Genomic DNA, 15,837 nt, shown 5'->3' on the forward strand with positions numbered 1-15,837 from the left:
GTAAATATATTTTTACACTTAAATGGAGTGGTGTAAATAAATATTTACATTTTTTATTTTGTAAAGGTTTAACTAAAGAAAGTTGTTTTATTTTTAACATACTCTAATGCTCATGTTGCTACAAATTTTAAGAATTATAAGCTACTGAATTTTAATTTTTATTTTAGTTGGCATGGCTATTGCTCTATTGAGAAGCATAAGGGAAAAAGCTTTATTTTAAGGGGGATATTTATGGATAAAAATACTTTAAAAACTATGGGCTTTGCCACTAGAGCAATTCATGGGGGACATAAGAAAGATCAGTATGGAGCTTTAGCTACTCCAATTCATCAAACAGCAACCTTTATTTTTGATTCTGCTGAGCAAGGCGGAAACAGATTTGCGCTTAAAGAAGATGGTTACATTTATACTAGACTTGGAAATCCAACTAACACAGAGCTAGAGGAAAAGCTGGCTATGCTAGAAGGCGGAGAGGCAGCAGTTTCTACAGCTTCAGGCATCGGTGCAGTGGCTTCTGCTTTCTGGACAGCGTTAAAAGCTGGAGATCACGTAGTAGCAGCGAAGACTTTATATGGCTGTACCTATGCTTACTTAAGCCATGGACTAACCAGATATGGGGTAGAGGTAACCTTTGTAGACTCCACAGATCCAGAAAATGTTAGAAAGGCCATGAGAGATAATACTAAGGTGGTTTATCTAGAAACCCCTGCAAATCCAAATCTTGATATTGCTGACATAGAGGCTATAAGCAAAATAGCTCACGAAAAAGAAGGCTGTCTAGTTATGGTAGACAACACCTTCTGTACTCCATATATTCAAAGACCTTTAGAGCTTGGTGCAGACGTGGTTATTCACTCCGGAACAAAGTTTTTAAATGGCCATGGAGATGTAATTTCAGGCTTTGTAGTGGGAAGTGCGGAATATATAAAAAATGTAAGATTGTTTGGAATAAAGGATATGACAGGAGCTTCCTTAAGTCCTTTTGATGCCTTCCTTATCATAAGAGGTATGAAGACTTTAGAAATAAGAATGGAAAGACACTGCAAAAATGCTATGAAAGTAGCTAAATTCTTAGAAAGTCATCCAGCGGTAGATAAGGTGTATTATCCAGGCTTAGAAAGCTTTAAGCAATATGAACTAGCTAAGAAACAAATGTCTCTACCTGGAGCTGTAATTGCCGTGGAGCTTAAGGGCGGTATGGAAGAAGGTAAGAGGGTAATAAATAATGTTAAGCTATGCAAATTAGCAGTAAGCTTAGGAGATGCGGAAACCCTAGTGCAACATCCTGCATCCATGACTCACTCTCCATACACTAAAGAAGAGAGAGAAGAGGCTGGAATCAGCGATGGAATGATAAGAATTGCCGTAGGTTTAGAAAATATAGAAGATATCATAAGTGATTTAGATCAAGCTTTAAAAACTATCTGCTAAAAAAGAGGTGCCAAATTGGCATCTCTTTAAATTTTAAAATCCTTTTTCCTATAAATAAAGTAAGTAGCAGCAATAGAGCAGAGTATGATTAGGATAGATAATACTATATTTGTAGTGTGAATACCCTTCTTAATAATCTCCGAAGGCACAGCATAATGGAAAGGTGAAAAGTATTTTAAAAACTCAAGTTTATCTATCATACCAGAGAACATACCTAGAAGATAAGTTATAAAGAAAATTCCTGTAGATATTGGCATAGCAGCTCTTACGTTCCTTATCAAAACCGAAATCAAGAATCCCATAGCCATAAACACAACTCCAATTAAGAAGAAGCTTCCAAATAGAAGTTTAAAATCCATTATAACATCTATTACTTTTAAATCTGATGGTTTTACAGCTAAAGCTATTGCCATGGAGGCCACCGCTGTTATCATTATAAAGACATAAAATAAAAGCAAGGAAGATAGTATTTTCATGGTTAGGATCTTGTTTCTGCTCACAGGCTGTGCATAAAGAAACTCTATAGTTCCTTCACTTTCCTCTTTAATAAGAGCTTTAGCGCCAAGCATTCCTGCGTAAATACATCCTGCGATAACTATATATTGAAATACGTAAGCAAAGTATTGATTTAGTTTTGTAAAATCAGGAATATCCTTTAAATTAAAAGCTTCAAGCATGGCAGGAGGTAAGGCGTCCATTTTGGTGTTTACTAGCTCCTGCATTCCACTGTCCTTCATAGAAGGGAACATGGACATGAACAAAATAGTTAGGGCTACGCAAATAATGCTCCATAGCATTAATGACTTAAAGCCTTTTTTAAACTCCATCTTAAAAATATTCATTTATTTTTCCTCCCTTCATAGTAGCTCATAAATACTTCTGACAATTTCTTTTCTTCTATAATCAAGTTTTCTATATTATATTTAGATAATAAAGAAATGAGCTTATTTATATCTTCCTTATAATTAAAAACTATAGTATTATTTTCGTTACTAACTATTTCTCCACCTATATTTTTAAGCTCTGCCTCTATATTTTTAGAAGTTTTTAATGCAACCTTTTTTACGGTTTTCTTAGCGAAATCTTCTATCTTTCTTACCTCTAAGATTTTTCCTTCTTTAATAATAGCCACTCTGTCACAGAATTCTTCCACCTCTGCTAGGTTATGACTGGATAAGAATATGGTAGAACCTTGTTTCTTTAATTCTAGCAGCTCATTAAATAGCTTTTGCTGAATTAAAGGATCTAGCCCATTGGTAGGCTCATCCAGTATTAATACCTTGGGTTTATGAAGCAGAGCCTGTATAATTGCTACCTTCTTCTTATTTCCAAGAGAAAGCTCGAAGATCTTCTTATGAAGCTCTACATCAAAGGTTTTGATTAATTCGTCTACATATCCATTGTCCACATTTTTCTTAAAGGACTTAGCATAATCTATAATTTCCTTAACAGACATATTGTCGTAATATCTAACTTCACTAGGAACATAACCAATGTCCTCTTTTATTTTAGTAGTTTGGCTCACACAATCTAAACCGAAGATTTTAGCTTCACCACTAGTAGGAAAAATTAGATTTAAAAGAGTTTTAATAGTAGTAGATTTTCCAGCGCCGTTAGGACCTATAAACCCATAAATTTCACCCTTGTTCACTGTTAAGTTTACCTTGTCTATTCCGCGGCTTTTGCCATAGGTTTTGGTCAAATTTTTTATTTCAATAATGCTCATGGTAGGGCCTCCTTATAATATTAGGCATTTTGAACATGCCTTAATTAATATTCCTTTTTTGCTTATAAATTGCTAGTTTGCTGTTTAACTCTTCTCCAGTTGCTTTATTATACCAACGCAGAGAGTTAAGTATTCCAAGATAAAATAGTGTATATACTGCACTGTATAACCCTAAGGAAGAAAAGTTTCTATAATCCATCCATCCGTAGGTGATTATAAATGTAAGAATAGTAAAATAGCATAATGTAAAGTGGATGAGGAATTTTTGCTTTAATGATAGCTTAGTCAGCATAAATTCTCCAAATATTATATATTGAATAACCACCAGTACTATAGATAATAAAAAGAGTTGCCATATTACAACAAGCTCCATGGAGGTTTTGCCCAGCAGCATATTAACAATGGTATAAATGATAACTGTAGAAGCGAAAAACAACCCCCACACCATTTTAAATTGAAATAAGAATTCCATAACTTTTTTCATTTAATTCACCTCGCTACAATCCTAATATCTCTTTTATTACAGGAACATATTGTCTTGAAATAGTAAGAGTTTCATCATTTTCTAGTAATGCATCTAATCTGCCATTAAATTTAGGAGTAAGCTTTTTAATTTTTGATATATTTATTACTGTGGATTTTGTAGCTCTAAAAAAATCGTATTTGGATAGCTTATCCTCTATTTCATATAGCCTCATAGGGGTTTCGAAGACCTGTGTTTCTGTATAAATAAAGGTTTTTTTATCTACACTTTCAAAATAGTAGATGTCTGTTGGTTCTACCAAGTGTAGTGTTCCATTTAGATTGCCAATAATTTTTTCCTCCGTACTTTTAAGCAGAGATAGGATTTTTTGCAATTCTTCGTTAATAACGCTGCACCTGATTATTATCTCTATTTCTTTATTTTCCGAAGCTTCCTCAATAATTATCTTCAATTTAACACCCCCTAAGTACTACATATAGAGATATTCTAATCTATGCTAAGTAGTAACTTATATCATGTTGATATTATAAATATAATCCTATAAATTTATAATGTAAATATAGTTATAACTAAGTTGCATATTAAATATACTAAGTTGCTTCTATATAATTAACGCGAAAAAAGCGACCAATGTCGCTTTTCATTCATATTGTAATTTTAGCAAAGCTCTCACCATCACCAAAGGACAGGGCAGGTTCTTCATTAAAGTAGCGAAGGGCTGTTATTATGTGAAAAGTAGCTATGCCTAAGTCAATCTTTTTTAAGTTTTTAAGTCTTTCTATAGGTAGCAAGCCCTGATCTATAAACACTTCTATGGATTTAGTGGACACTTTAAATTTCCAAGGCTGAAGGTTTATAGCAGAGGGAGCTATTTGCGCTAGCTCTATGGCTTTTTGTATAGGGTCTGGACTTTTTGATAGCTCTTCAAAATTAGTTACTATTTTAGAAAGAGGTTTTCTTTTTCTTGAATTAGCAGCTTTTTTAGCCATTTCTTCAGGATCACCGTTATAGCCTAAAGCTATCAAAGAAAATAATTTTTCATTATCTTTTATAATCACTTCTTCTGGCAAATTTGATTTTTTAAAAGTACCGGCTACCCAGCAGCTGCCCACAGCTCTAGCTTCACATTCTAGCACTAGATATTCTCCTAGAAAACCAATAATAGTTTCAATGTTTTCTCTTTCAGTTTCACCTACTAGCATTAGATAGCTAGGAGCATTATTTATTTTTCCGTAGGAGCCTATAATACCTTTAAATACATCTTCTCCACTTTGATGAATTAAGCACACCTTAATGCCAGTGTTTAGGCTGTTCACATAATCCACCTTTTCCTTTATATAGCTATAGTCGTCCTTTGATAGAGGGTGTTTTTTATAGTTTCTTGCAGATATTCTGCTAAAGGCAGCAGAGTATAGGACTTCTGAATTAAAATTTAAATTTAACATAGTTTCACCACCATATATAAATATTATTATCTAAACCTCACATTAAAACTCTTCCCTCTAGCATTATTAACATTAACCTTAAGTTTTATAGTAGGGAAGGTTTGTAGTATCTCTACATTATCATCCTTAGATAAAATTCCCCTGCTGATTTTATTTAATTCTACTGTTATGAAGCCTTTATTTTTCATAGTGGGATCTGAAATAGAAACTTCAGTGTAGCCAAAGGCATCTCTCACCATGATGGAAGCTTTTCTGTCTACGGTTATTATGTCCATTTTATGCACCTTGTCGTTCCAAAAGTTAGCTCCTATTATATTTAATCTATTTTCTTTAACGGCATGTACACTAGAGTCGTTGGCTAGTACTCTTATATCCGGATTTTTGGCATAGGCCTCTGTTTGTTCCTTTGTGCTGTTAGGAAGCAGCACGTAAGCATATTTTCCATCATAAGGCCTTATGCCATGGTTTAGCAAAAGAGTTAAATAGTTTCTTGTGATAGAGTCCTTAGACTTATTAGAATTTATATCTTGCCAGGAGCCTGTTCTAGCTTCTCTTTTTATATTTATATTAGATTTATTAGGGAAATAATACCCTATGCCAGTGTAAGTAGTATTGCCAGATAAGTGGGCCCAGGATATTCCCTGCATATTATAGTTTTTCCCTAAGGTATTAGATTGCTTAATACCATCTATAATAAATTGATTTTGATTATTATCTAAGATTTTGCGATTTTCTATGATGGTTTCAATAGGATTTTCACTGGAGCTGTTAATGCCTGAGCCTAGAGCTACTATTTCATTATCAAACATAAACCAGGATTTTTTTGCTTTTAAGTCCATACCTAAAATATTTTTACCCTGGGGAGATAGCTTATTTAATTGCATGCCAGCGGTACCATAGGCGTTCTGTAGAATTGTACCTCCCACCCAGCTTTCTGGAGAAGAGAGAGCTGTGCCATCTCCAGCTTTTAGCATCCTTGTATCTATAGTAGTGCCAGGTAGTCTATAGGGGTCTACTGTAGGCCAGAAGCCTCCGGAGAATTGATCTAATTCATTGTATAGATAAGTCATACCATCCCCAGTATGGAAGCCTTTTAGATTCTCCCCATTCATATCTCCTTCATAAGCTCCAGTTCTTTCAGAGTACATGCTTATTGCAAAGGCATAATCCTCTCTTCTGTGAAGAAATTTGTCCATGTTAGCAAAGTTAAAGGTACCTGTAGGCTCTTTATAGGGTTTAAGGGTCATATCTTTTAGTAATTCTTTAACCTCTGTTTTAAAATTTAGGTTTGTGGTGAAGGCTTTAACATCTCTATATTTATTAGAAATTATGATGTTTTTTATCATGGATCTGTAATAATCTCTAGTAATTTCTGGCATAGAAGGTATATAGTATAGAAGCAAAGGACTTATCACACCTATACCATAGCCAAAATCCTCTATTCCTCTAGAGATGGCTCTTCCATTTACCATATCCATCATCAAGCCTTTATATATTAAGGGTTCAAAGGAGTTTTTTATAAGTTTATATAGACTATTGGCATCTGCTTCATCCAGGGACCAACTGCTGTCTTTTAGAAGATAGAGCATTTCACCCATACCCTCTAGCAGCACAGCACCATAAGTTCCTGTATAAGGTATGTTGCCGTGTTGAATAAAGGAACCATCCTCATAAAAGCCATCCCCTTTAGTTACTAATTGAAGAGCTGGTTTTAAGGCATTCTTTGCAATATTTAGCTCCCAGGGATCTTTTGTAAGGATTGCTCTTAGGGCTACAACCTTGCATAGGTCTACCCTATTAGCACCGGTGGATTCATACTGCCCCTTCCATAGCTTGTAGGGAGAAGAAACATAAGCTTTTGTAATGTCTGTATATTTTTTGATTTTTTCGTAGGGAAGATAATCATAAAGCAATACCATTATATTATTTAGCAGCTGAGGAGCTCCAACCTCCCACTCCCACCAGTTGCCATAGTAGTTACTAGAATTATAACGATTATTGCTCATCCAATCTAAGCCGTAGATTATGTCTTTTAATAAGTCTTTATTACCTTTTAGATAAGAGCCTTTAATCATAAAGGCCTTAGACATTTCTAAGAGATTTCTATAGCTGAGACTAATATGAGCGGCATTTGTTGTACTGGAAGCATTGAGCCATAAGTAGTTTCTATTATATTCTTTATTCATGGACTTCCATAAACTATCAGCATTTTTTGCTAAGGAATCTATAGAGCCCTTAATTTCCTTATCATATATATCTATATTAATATCTAAAGGTATAAGAGTAGTCATCCATTTTTTTATCAACAAATCATAATTATCTTCACTTATTTTGGCGCTGACTTTTTGAGAAAGATCATTTTCAGAATTGTATAATTTATATTTAAAGCCTAGATTTTCAAGTATAATAAAGGTGGAAAAAAACAAGCATAGAGCTATTCTTGCTGTAATCTTAAGTGCACTTTTCATACAAATCCTCCTTTGTTATTTATAGGGTTTCTATATCGAAACTTAACTTATACATGTTCCCAAATGACATCTTTAAGTCATTATGGTGCATATATAAGTTAATAGTTGAGTTAGAAACGCTATATAGGGTTTCTGTATCGGAACTTAACCCATAAATGTTCCCAAGTTGTATCTTTACGCCATTATGGTGTATGTACAAGCAAATAGCTGAAGTGGTTTCTCTATATGGTGAAGTTAATGGAAACATAGGTATGATGAACGTCCTATTGGAAATGTTTATATAATAAATTCTATAGTATTCTTAATATTGTAGCAATACAAAAGCTTGAACTGGTATGAATTTTATGTATTTGAATAAAAAGTAAATTGTATATTTAACTTTTATTATATAAGTATAATAAAGTATAATTAACTTATTATGTCTATAATTATAGTAAAAGCATATAAGAGAGATGAGGTGCTTCAATGAACCATAATATTTTAGAAGTTAATAATCTCACAAAATATTTTGGTAAGAGAAAGGTTATTAATGAAATAAGCTTAAAGGTACAAAAGGGGGATATATACGGCTTTTTAGGTCAAAATGGCTCTGGGAAAACCACTACTATCAGGATGCTTTTAAATCTTATACATTCAGATGGTGGTACTATAAAAATAAAGAATTTTGATGTAAAAAAGGATTTTCGTAAGGCTATTGAATCCGTGGGTGCTATAGTGGAAACCCCTAAGTTTTATTCTTATTTATCAGGAAGAAAAAATTTAGAATTGATGGCAAATCTCGTGCCTAATATAGATGAGGATAGAGTAGAGCAGGTATTAGAAATGGTTGGGCTGCTAAATAGGGCAAAGGATAAAGTAAAAACTTATTCCTTAGGCATGAAGCAAAGGTTAGGAGTAGCTAACGCTTTATTAAATAATCCAGAGCTTATAATACTGGATGAGCCTACCAATGGCTTGGATCCTCAAGGCATGAAGGAAATAAGAGAGATGATAGTGGATTTATCTAAAAATCAAAATATTACTTTCTTCATATCTACTCATCTTCTTCATGAAGTAGAACAAATATGCAATAGAGTATCCATTCTTCATCAAGGCAGCATAGTTATAGAAGGAGAAGTTAAGGATCTACTCAATAAAGATTTTGAAACCATTGAAATACATACTAAGCATATAGATAGAGCTTTAGAAGAGGTAGGAAAGCTGCATTTTGTTAAGAGTTCTAAGGAGTTTGATGGGGGTATAAAACTGGATATAGAAAAGGGCTATAGCTCTGAATTAAACAGTTGTTTAGTATCAAGGGATATAGAGGTTAGTTATATAATTCCTCAAAAACAGTCTCTAGAATCCTTTTTCATAGATAGCATCAAAGGAGGTAAGCAGCTTGATTAATATTTTATTTAATGAAGTATATAAAGTATTTGCACGTAAAAAGATATATATATTCATGGCTGTTATTGGAATTATATCTATATTTATAGCTATTAGTACCTTAGCCACTAATAATATGTTTAATTCAGGGAATCTAAATCAAAGTGCGGAAATGGCTCAAAATGAAGCCTTTATGGAGCTCGGGGTTAATGGGCAGTCCTTCCCTATAAATTTACTGGATAGCTTAGCGGGATTAGTCCTTCCTATTATGATTATAATACTGGTAGCAGATATAGTAACCAGTGAATATACCGATGGATCTCTAAAGCTTTCCTTACTTCGTCAGGTATCAAGAGCTGAGCTATTGCTTGGTAAGGTAGGTGCCTTAGCCTTAACTTTGATGATCTTAATTCTATATATAATGCTATTAGGATATATTTTAGGCGCAATTTTATTAGGCTGGGGAAACAGCTTAATGCTTAAGGGGGTAGAGCTATCACCGGCCTATGGAGTGATGTTCACATTATTAGTATATTCTCTTTCCTTGCTTCCATTGCTGTCCTTCGGCATGATTATTTTGCTGCTAGCAGTGGCCTTTAGCAATGAGGGAACTGTGGTAGGCACGGGAGTAGCACTGCTTATTATGCTTTCTGTGGCAAACCAGATATTTCATAAGCTGTCACCATTTTTTATAAATAACTATTTTAATATATATAATTTAGCCACCTCTAACTTAGGACTACCGCACTTAATCTTCGGTGTTTTCGTAGTATTAGTTGAAGGTTTGATATTTTATATATTAAGTTTAGTGGTGTTTAAAAGGAAGGATATATTGCTATGAGTTATGTAGAGGAATTGAGAAAGCTAGTGGGACATAGACCACTTATCCTAGTAGGCTCAGTGGTTATTATAATGGATGAGGAAAATAGAATACTGCTTCAAAGGAGAAATTCACCCCCTAAGCTATGGGGATTACCTGGGGGACTTATGGAGCTGGGAGAATCCACGGAAGAAACTGCTAGAAGGGAAGTCATGGAGGAAACTGGATTAACTGTTGGTAATCTAAAGCTCATTGATATATTCTCTGGAGCAGAGAATTTTTTAAAACTTCCTAATGGAGACGAGTTTTATTCCGTTACTGCTGCTTATTATACTAAAGAAGTAAGTGGAAAGCTTAAAATAGATGAAAGTGAATCTCTAGGCTTTGAGTATATAAGTATATATGAGTTACCAGAAAATATGGTAAAGAGCCATAGAAGAATGATAGAAAAATTTTTATCCTTACAAAACTGTAATGAAAAATGAAGCAAATGTAATTTAGATAAATGGTTCAAATAACTCTAAACCGCTATAATAATATTGTAAGATGAATTAAGCAATAAAATCTTAATTGATATAGGAGGCTGTGAAAAAAGGTGTTCTATAGGTTTCCCTACACCGCGCGTGGAGCTCCACGAGCGGCCCGTGAAAAAGAACACCTATGATTTTCACATCCTCCTATAGATAGATTAAATTAGAGGAGTGGTTTAGATGTTAAAGAGATTATTTGAAAAGGTACAAAACATGTTTGAAGCAACTGAAAATGATATAGAGATTATAGATAACGTATTTGAAATGGATGAAAAGTATGCTTTAGAGGCTTCTAACAATTTGTTTTCAATGCAAAATAGCTTAGCGGTATAGTTAGAGGATAATTATGTTTGGTAGAAACTATAATCATAAATTAATATACAATAGAAAAAGCTTTAGTTAGAAAATTTTCTTTCTGAAGCTTTTTTTTATGATGCATTATTAGCATTTTGCCTCAAATTAACGTAAAAAAAGTGATATTGAGTATTCCATTTAATATAATTTGATATATAATATAATTGAAATATAAAGATTTCGTAAAAAGATAAAATGCACAAAATGTAAACGTTTTATTTTGTAGGAATAGCTCAAAATTTTTATAATTATGGACTAGGCCTTAATTATGGGGTATAGTACAATTAGTTAACTTTAATTTTAAAGTTTTTGCAGGAGGTTTATGATGAAGGTAAAGTCGCCCACAAATGTTCCTTATTGCAATCTAGGTATTATCGCATTAGAAAGCAGTGCGGAGCTTGGACACAAGATTAATCAACTACTGATTAGAAAAAGGGAAGGCAGCCCTTATAATGCTGGAGGAGAGGATAATTCTTTCTTGGTAAACGTAAATGAAATACGTTTTTCTAATGGGGAAGGAAAGCTGGTATTAGAGGATACCGTAAGAGGTAAAGATGTATACATACTATGCGATGTAGGAAATTACAGCTGTACATATAAGATGTTTGGATATGAAAACCACAAGAGCCCGGATGATCACTTTCAAGACATAAAAAGGGTTTTATCTGCTATTGGTGGTAAGGCTAAAAGAATAACAGTTATAATGCCTATGCTATATGCCAGCAGGCAGCATAGAAGAAAGGGCAGAGAGTCTTTAGATTGTGCTATAGCACTTCAAGAGTTAGAGAGACTAGGGGTAGATGATATCATAACCTTTGATGTTCATGATCCTAATGTGCAGAATGCAATACCTTTAATATCTTTTGACAATTTATATCCTACCTATGAGATTGTAAAAACTGTTTTAAGAGAAGAACAAGACTTGTTAGTAGATAAAAATAAGATGATAGTAATAAGCCCAGACACAGGAGCTATGGATAGAGCTATTTATTATTCCAGCGTCCTTGGATTAGATATAGGGTTGTTCTATAAGAGAAGAGATCATTCCACTGTAGTTAACGGAAAGAATCCTATAGTTCAACATGAATATATAGGTAGGGATGTTGAAGGACAAGATATACTCATTGTGGACGACATGATTGCTTCAGGGGAGTCCGTATTTGACATAGTAAGAGAGTTAAAAAAGAGAAAAGCAAATAATATATTTGTATCCGCTACCTTTGCTTTATTTACAGAAGGTATTCAAAAGTTTAATAGATTTTATGAAGAAGGTCTAATTAAGAGAGTTTATTCTACCAATTTAACTTATATTCCAGAAGAGGTAAAAAGGGCGGCCTGGTTTAGAGAAGTGGATATGTCTGAATTCATAGCTAATATTATAGATTATTTAAATCATGATAAATCTATTTCACCTTTACTAGATGCTACTAGCGGAATAAAGGAACTTATAAGTCAGAGAAATAAATAAAAGAATCCCCTTTAGCCAGAGAAGCGCAGCTAAAGGGGATTTTTTATATCATCCTGTGATTTCGTACATAAGCACTGAAGCTCCAGTTAGTGAGAAAGTTTTCTGTGGAGCTATAGCCTTCATTAAAAAGCTTAAGACTAGTCTCCTTAGAGATATCAAAGTCTGTAGTTTTTACCCCTAAGGTAGGAATATATATGGTTCTCACTCTATCCTTTTCTCTTATGTAAATATCTTCCTTGCGGTTTAGCATGGTTGAAACTATATCTAAGGAGTAAGAAAAAATATCGTTTTTGCCTTGAGAGGTTAAACTTTGCCCCTCACCTATAAGGTTAAAGCCAAGGGTCGGCCAGCGTGGAATACCTTTTATATCAAAAATCCATATAGGATAATTACTGAGAAGCCCACCATCTACTATAAAGCTTACTCCATCTTTGTAGTAAAGCTTGTAAGGCTCAAAGTAGAAGGGGATGGAAGTACTCATCCTCACTGCCTTTGCAATATCAAACTCCATAGGATCTAAGCCATAGTTTTTTAGATCATCTGGCAGTATAAGCATCTCATGTCTGGTGATATCTGAAGCTATAATTTTTAATTTAGATTCCCCCTTTACACTTACGTCTTTAAATTTAAGCTTTCCCTTTTTAGAGAGCAATTCCCTAAGCCACTGCTCTATATAATCGTTAGTGTGAATGCCTTTATTCTTAAGTAATCCATATAATTTATATACTTTTATAGATTTTTTATTGTTTATGAAGCGCCTAAAATCTGTATTAAGCATTATGTTTTTTATCTCCTTACCAGTGTAACCAACGGCTAATAAAGCGGCTATTACAGAGCCTGCAGAAGTTCCGGCAAATCGTTCAAAGCTGTAGTTTTTTTCTTCAAGACAGCAGATAGAGCCTACAAAAGCCATACCTTTAACTCCTCCACCTTCAAAAACAGCATCTATTTTCATAAAACACCTCAGATTATTTATTATAGTTATAAGGTATGAATTTTTTTATGATTTAGTTACTTTAATCAATGCATCAATTTACAATTGAGGATATCTTCTTATATTACATTATTGGAGTATAGTTAAAAAAATTTGAGGAATATTAATAACCAAATAATTAAGGAGGTACAAAATAATGGCAAATGCTAAAATTCAAGTACTTGACAATGCGCCACTTATTGTAAAAGGTGAAGTAGAATTACTCGATGGGGAAGGTAAGGTTATTGAAACTGCTTCTGAACTTCATCTATGCAGGTGCGGCTTATCAAAAAATAAACCATATTGCGACGGTTCTCATCAAGGAAAATTTGAAAGTAAAGTGCGTGCAAAATAATATTAATTTACTTTAAAATAGGCCATCTTCAAATAATTTAAAAGTCACTTGAAGATGGTCTATTTATTATGAAGAATATGTCTATATTTCATTTCAAGCTATTATAACTAATTGAATATCCATCAACGAGTTAGTATATATATTTTTATAAGCCTTGACAAAAAAGTTTATTAGGTGAATACTATTTATATAGTAAAATATTTAGTGTGATAAAATATTTATTGAAAAGGGAGTAAGAGTACAAATGGATGAGAAAACAATTCTGGCAAAGGAATTGGCGGATGCCTTTACTCAATTTAAAAAGCTGCAATGGCATAACAGTGCCTTTAAACAGATAAAAAAAAGTGAATTTATGCTTCTAAGAACCATGATGGATAATATGGGACCAGAGGACAAGGGGGTTAAGCCTTCTGAGTTAAGCTCAAAGCTTGAAATTACACCAGCGGCAGTTACTCATATGATTAATGCTTTAGAAAAAAAACAATATGTAGAGAGGTTATCAGATCCAAAGGATAGACGCGTGGTGTTTGTAAGGCCTACAGAGAAGAGTATAGATATAATTAATGGTATGAGGGAAGATTTCTTAAATAATTTTAAAGATTTAGCTATTTCATTGGGGGAGAAGGATAGCAGAGAATTAATAAGGCTATTAACTTTAACCTACCAGTGCTTTAAAGAACTTAAGGATAAGGCGGCTCTGAAAAAATAAGTTTTTAAAAACATTTTTATTATGGACAAATTTAATTAAGAATAATATAATGAAAATAGAAAAGGTTTTCTGTAAAGGAGGTCATAAAGATGAATAATCCATCAAAAGCCTTAGAGCATTTAATTAAATTTGCCCTAAAACAACATATGCTGCATCCTTTAGATGTGATTCCCGCCAGAAATGAACTTATAGATTTATTGCAAATAGAGGAGCCCTACGATGGAGAACTAGAAGAAATAGCTTTTGAAAGTGCTGTGCCTATTTTAAATAAGCTTTTAGATTACGCCGCAGAAAAGGTACTTATACAGCATAACACTACCACCTATAGAGATCTTCTAGATGCTAAAATTATGGGAATATTAATACCTAAGCAATCACAAGTGGTTAGAGAGTTTGCTGAAAGATATGAAAGAAATCCAAAAGAGGCCACAGATTATTTTTACGAAATATCAAAGGCTTCAAATTATATAAGAATGGATAGAATAGAAAAAAATCTATATTGGTTGGCACCTACAGGCTATGGAGATATAGAGATTACAGTAAATCTTTCAAAGCCTGAAAAAGACCCAAAAGACATAGCAGCTTCAAGATTAAGACCTGAAGCTAATTATCCTAAGTGCTTGCTTTGTCTTGAAAATGTAGGTTATGCAGGACATATAAATCACCCTGCAAGACAAAATCATAGAGTTATTCCTGTTCAAGTAGGTATGCAGCAATGGTATCTTCAATTTTCACCTTATGTTTATTATAATGAGCACTGCATACTATTCTATGAAAAACATTGTCCTATGAAAATATCTCCAGAAACCTTTGTAAGGTTCTTAGATTTTTTAGAGCAATATCCTCACTATTTTATAGGCTCTAATGCAGATTTGCCTATAGTAGGCGGCTCTATATTAAGCCATGAGCATTACCAAGGAGGAAGACATGTATTTCCTATGGAAAAAGCTCCTATAGAGGCAGTTTATATTAGCGATGATTACAAGGATTTAAAAGTTGGTATAGTAAAATGGCCTATGTCTGTGCTGAGAGTCAGCTCTCATGATAGAAAGATTATAGAAAAGGTTTGCTGTGAGATATTAGGTGCTTGGAGAGAGTATAGTGATAATGAGGCTGGTATTTTTGCTTATAGTGAAGTTAAGGGAGAAAGAGTACCTCATAATACCATAACACCTATAGCTAGAAAGAATGCTTTAGGAGAGTTTGAAGTAGATTTAGTATTAAGAAATAATAGAACAAGCCTAGAGCATCCAGATGGAATATTCCATCCACATAAAGAGCTCCATCATATAAAGAAGGAAAACATAGGACTAATAGAAGTTATGGGACTAGCAGTTCTGCCGGGAAGGCTAGAAGGGGAACTCAAGAGTATAGCAAGGATAATCTCTGGAGATGAAAAACTTTATAAAAAAGTAAAAGCTGGAGAAGAGGAAGAATTAGCTAAGCACTTAGGCTGGATAGAAGAATTGAAAGGAACCTATATCACTATCAATAGTATGAAAGAAGCAGAAGCCTTAGTTAAAAAAGCAGTGGGAAATAAATTTTTAAAGGTACTAGAGCACTGTGGAGTATATAAGAGAGATGAAGAGGGCAGAGAAGCCTTTAATAAGTTTTTTGAAACCTTAGGGTTTAAAAAGAGTCTATAATCAATGCACAATGCACAGTTCACAGTTGTGCATTGTGAGCTGTGAATTAAAGAAGGGGGA

Annotated in this window: 16 protein-coding genes; 9 read left to right on the top strand and 7 right to left on the bottom strand. The window is 33.6% G+C overall.

Annotated features, from left to right (window positions below):
* The first annotated feature begins 231 nt into the window (after nt 1-231).
* Complete coding sequence (megL, locus tag BN2665_RS05215) at nt 232-1,431, top strand: methionine gamma-lyase (RefSeq protein WP_055666060.1); 1,200 nt, start codon at nt 232-234, stop codon at nt 1,429-1,431.
* Nucleotides 1,432-1,457: 26 nt separating this feature from the next.
* Here the strand turns inward: megL and BN2665_RS05220 are convergent, their stop codons facing one another.
* From BN2665_RS05220 to BN2665_RS05245, 6 genes are all read right to left on the bottom strand, one after another.
* Nucleotides 1,458-2,273, bottom strand: a complete 816-nt coding sequence (locus BN2665_RS05220) for an ABC transporter permease subunit (RefSeq protein ID WP_055666061.1) — start codon at nt 2,271-2,273, stop codon at nt 1,458-1,460.
* On the bottom strand, nt 2,270-3,157 hold the full coding sequence (locus tag BN2665_RS05225; RefSeq protein ID WP_055666062.1) for an ABC transporter ATP-binding protein: 888 nt from the start codon (nt 3,155-3,157) through the stop codon (nt 2,270-2,272). Before BN2665_RS05225 ends, BN2665_RS05220 begins: the two co-directional genes overlap by 4 nt.
* 40 nt (nt 3,158-3,197) lie before the next feature.
* On the bottom strand, nt 3,198-3,641 hold the full coding sequence (locus BN2665_RS05230; protein ID WP_055666063.1) for a DUF3021 family protein: 444 nt from the start codon (nt 3,639-3,641) through the stop codon (nt 3,198-3,200).
* 13 nt (nt 3,642-3,654) lie between these two features.
* Nucleotides 3,655-4,092 (bottom strand): LytTR family DNA-binding domain-containing protein, encoded by a 438-nt coding sequence (locus tag BN2665_RS05235; RefSeq protein WP_055666064.1) that lies wholly within the window; start codon nt 4,090-4,092, stop codon nt 3,655-3,657.
* Nucleotides 4,093-4,285: 193 nt separating this feature from the next.
* On the bottom strand, nt 4,286-5,086 hold the full coding sequence (locus BN2665_RS05240) for a nitroreductase family protein (RefSeq protein WP_055666065.1): 801 nt from the start codon (nt 5,084-5,086) through the stop codon (nt 4,286-4,288).
* A 26-nt stretch (nt 5,087-5,112) separates the two neighbouring features.
* On the bottom strand, nt 5,113-7,554 hold the full coding sequence (locus BN2665_RS05245) for a polysaccharide lyase 8 family protein (RefSeq protein WP_055666066.1): 2,442 nt from the start codon (nt 7,552-7,554) through the stop codon (nt 5,113-5,115).
* Between the two features lie 465 nt (nt 7,555-8,019).
* Between BN2665_RS05245 and BN2665_RS05250 the strand changes: the two genes are divergently transcribed.
* The 5 genes from BN2665_RS05250 to BN2665_RS05265 all read left to right on the top strand — a co-directional run bounded on the left by BN2665_RS05250 (nt 8,020) and on the right by BN2665_RS05265 (nt 12,094).
* Entirely contained in the window at nt 8,020-8,943 is a 924-nt protein-coding gene (locus BN2665_RS05250; RefSeq protein ID WP_074042225.1) for an ABC transporter ATP-binding protein, read from the top strand.
* Entirely contained in the window at nt 8,936-9,763 is an 828-nt protein-coding gene (locus BN2665_RS05255) for an ABC transporter permease subunit (protein WP_055666067.1), read from the top strand. Before BN2665_RS05250 ends, BN2665_RS05255 begins: the two co-directional genes overlap by 8 nt.
* A complete protein-coding gene (locus BN2665_RS05260; protein ID WP_055666068.1) occupies nt 9,760-10,227 on the top strand; it encodes an NUDIX hydrolase in 468 nt (155 codons plus the stop codon). Before BN2665_RS05255 ends, BN2665_RS05260 begins: the two co-directional genes overlap by 4 nt.
* Nucleotides 10,228-10,452: 225 nt before the next feature.
* Nucleotides 10,453-10,605: a hypothetical protein gene (locus BN2665_RS26890; protein ID WP_154674865.1), complete on the top strand. Its 153-nt coding sequence runs from the start codon at nt 10,453-10,455 to the stop codon at nt 10,603-10,605.
* Between the two features lie 346 nt (nt 10,606-10,951).
* Nucleotides 10,952-12,094 (top strand): ribose-phosphate pyrophosphokinase, encoded by a 1,143-nt coding sequence (locus BN2665_RS05265; RefSeq protein ID WP_055666069.1) that lies wholly within the window; start codon nt 10,952-10,954, stop codon nt 12,092-12,094.
* A gap of 43 nt (nt 12,095-12,137) precedes the next feature.
* Here the strand turns inward: BN2665_RS05265 and BN2665_RS05270 are convergent, their stop codons facing one another.
* Nucleotides 12,138-13,049, bottom strand: a complete 912-nt coding sequence (locus BN2665_RS05270) for a patatin-like phospholipase family protein (RefSeq protein WP_055666070.1) — start codon at nt 13,047-13,049, stop codon at nt 12,138-12,140.
* 175 nt (nt 13,050-13,224) lie between these two features.
* Here BN2665_RS05270 and BN2665_RS05275 point away from each other — a divergent pair, with 175 nt between their 5' ends.
* The 3 genes from BN2665_RS05275 (at nt 13,225) to BN2665_RS05285 (ending at nt 15,777) form a co-directional block, all read left to right on the top strand.
* Complete coding sequence (locus BN2665_RS05275) at nt 13,225-13,422, top strand: CDGSH iron-sulfur domain-containing protein (RefSeq protein ID WP_055666071.1); 198 nt, start codon at nt 13,225-13,227, stop codon at nt 13,420-13,422.
* 244 nt (nt 13,423-13,666) lie between these two features.
* On the top strand, nt 13,667-14,131 hold the full coding sequence (locus BN2665_RS05280; protein ID WP_055666072.1) for a MarR family winged helix-turn-helix transcriptional regulator: 465 nt from the start codon (nt 13,667-13,669) through the stop codon (nt 14,129-14,131).
* An 89-nt stretch (nt 14,132-14,220) separates the two neighbouring features.
* The gene (locus BN2665_RS05285) at nt 14,221-15,777 is read left to right on the top strand and encodes a UDP-glucose--hexose-1-phosphate uridylyltransferase (RefSeq protein WP_055666073.1); all 1,557 of its coding nucleotides are present in this window, start codon (nt 14,221-14,223) and stop codon (nt 15,775-15,777) included.
* The last annotated feature ends 60 nt before the right edge of the window (nt 15,778-15,837 follow it).

Source organism: Desnuesiella massiliensis (genome assembly GCF_001403615.1).
Taxonomy (GTDB): Bacteria; Bacillota; Clostridia; order Clostridiales; family Clostridiaceae; genus Desnuesiella; species Desnuesiella massiliensis.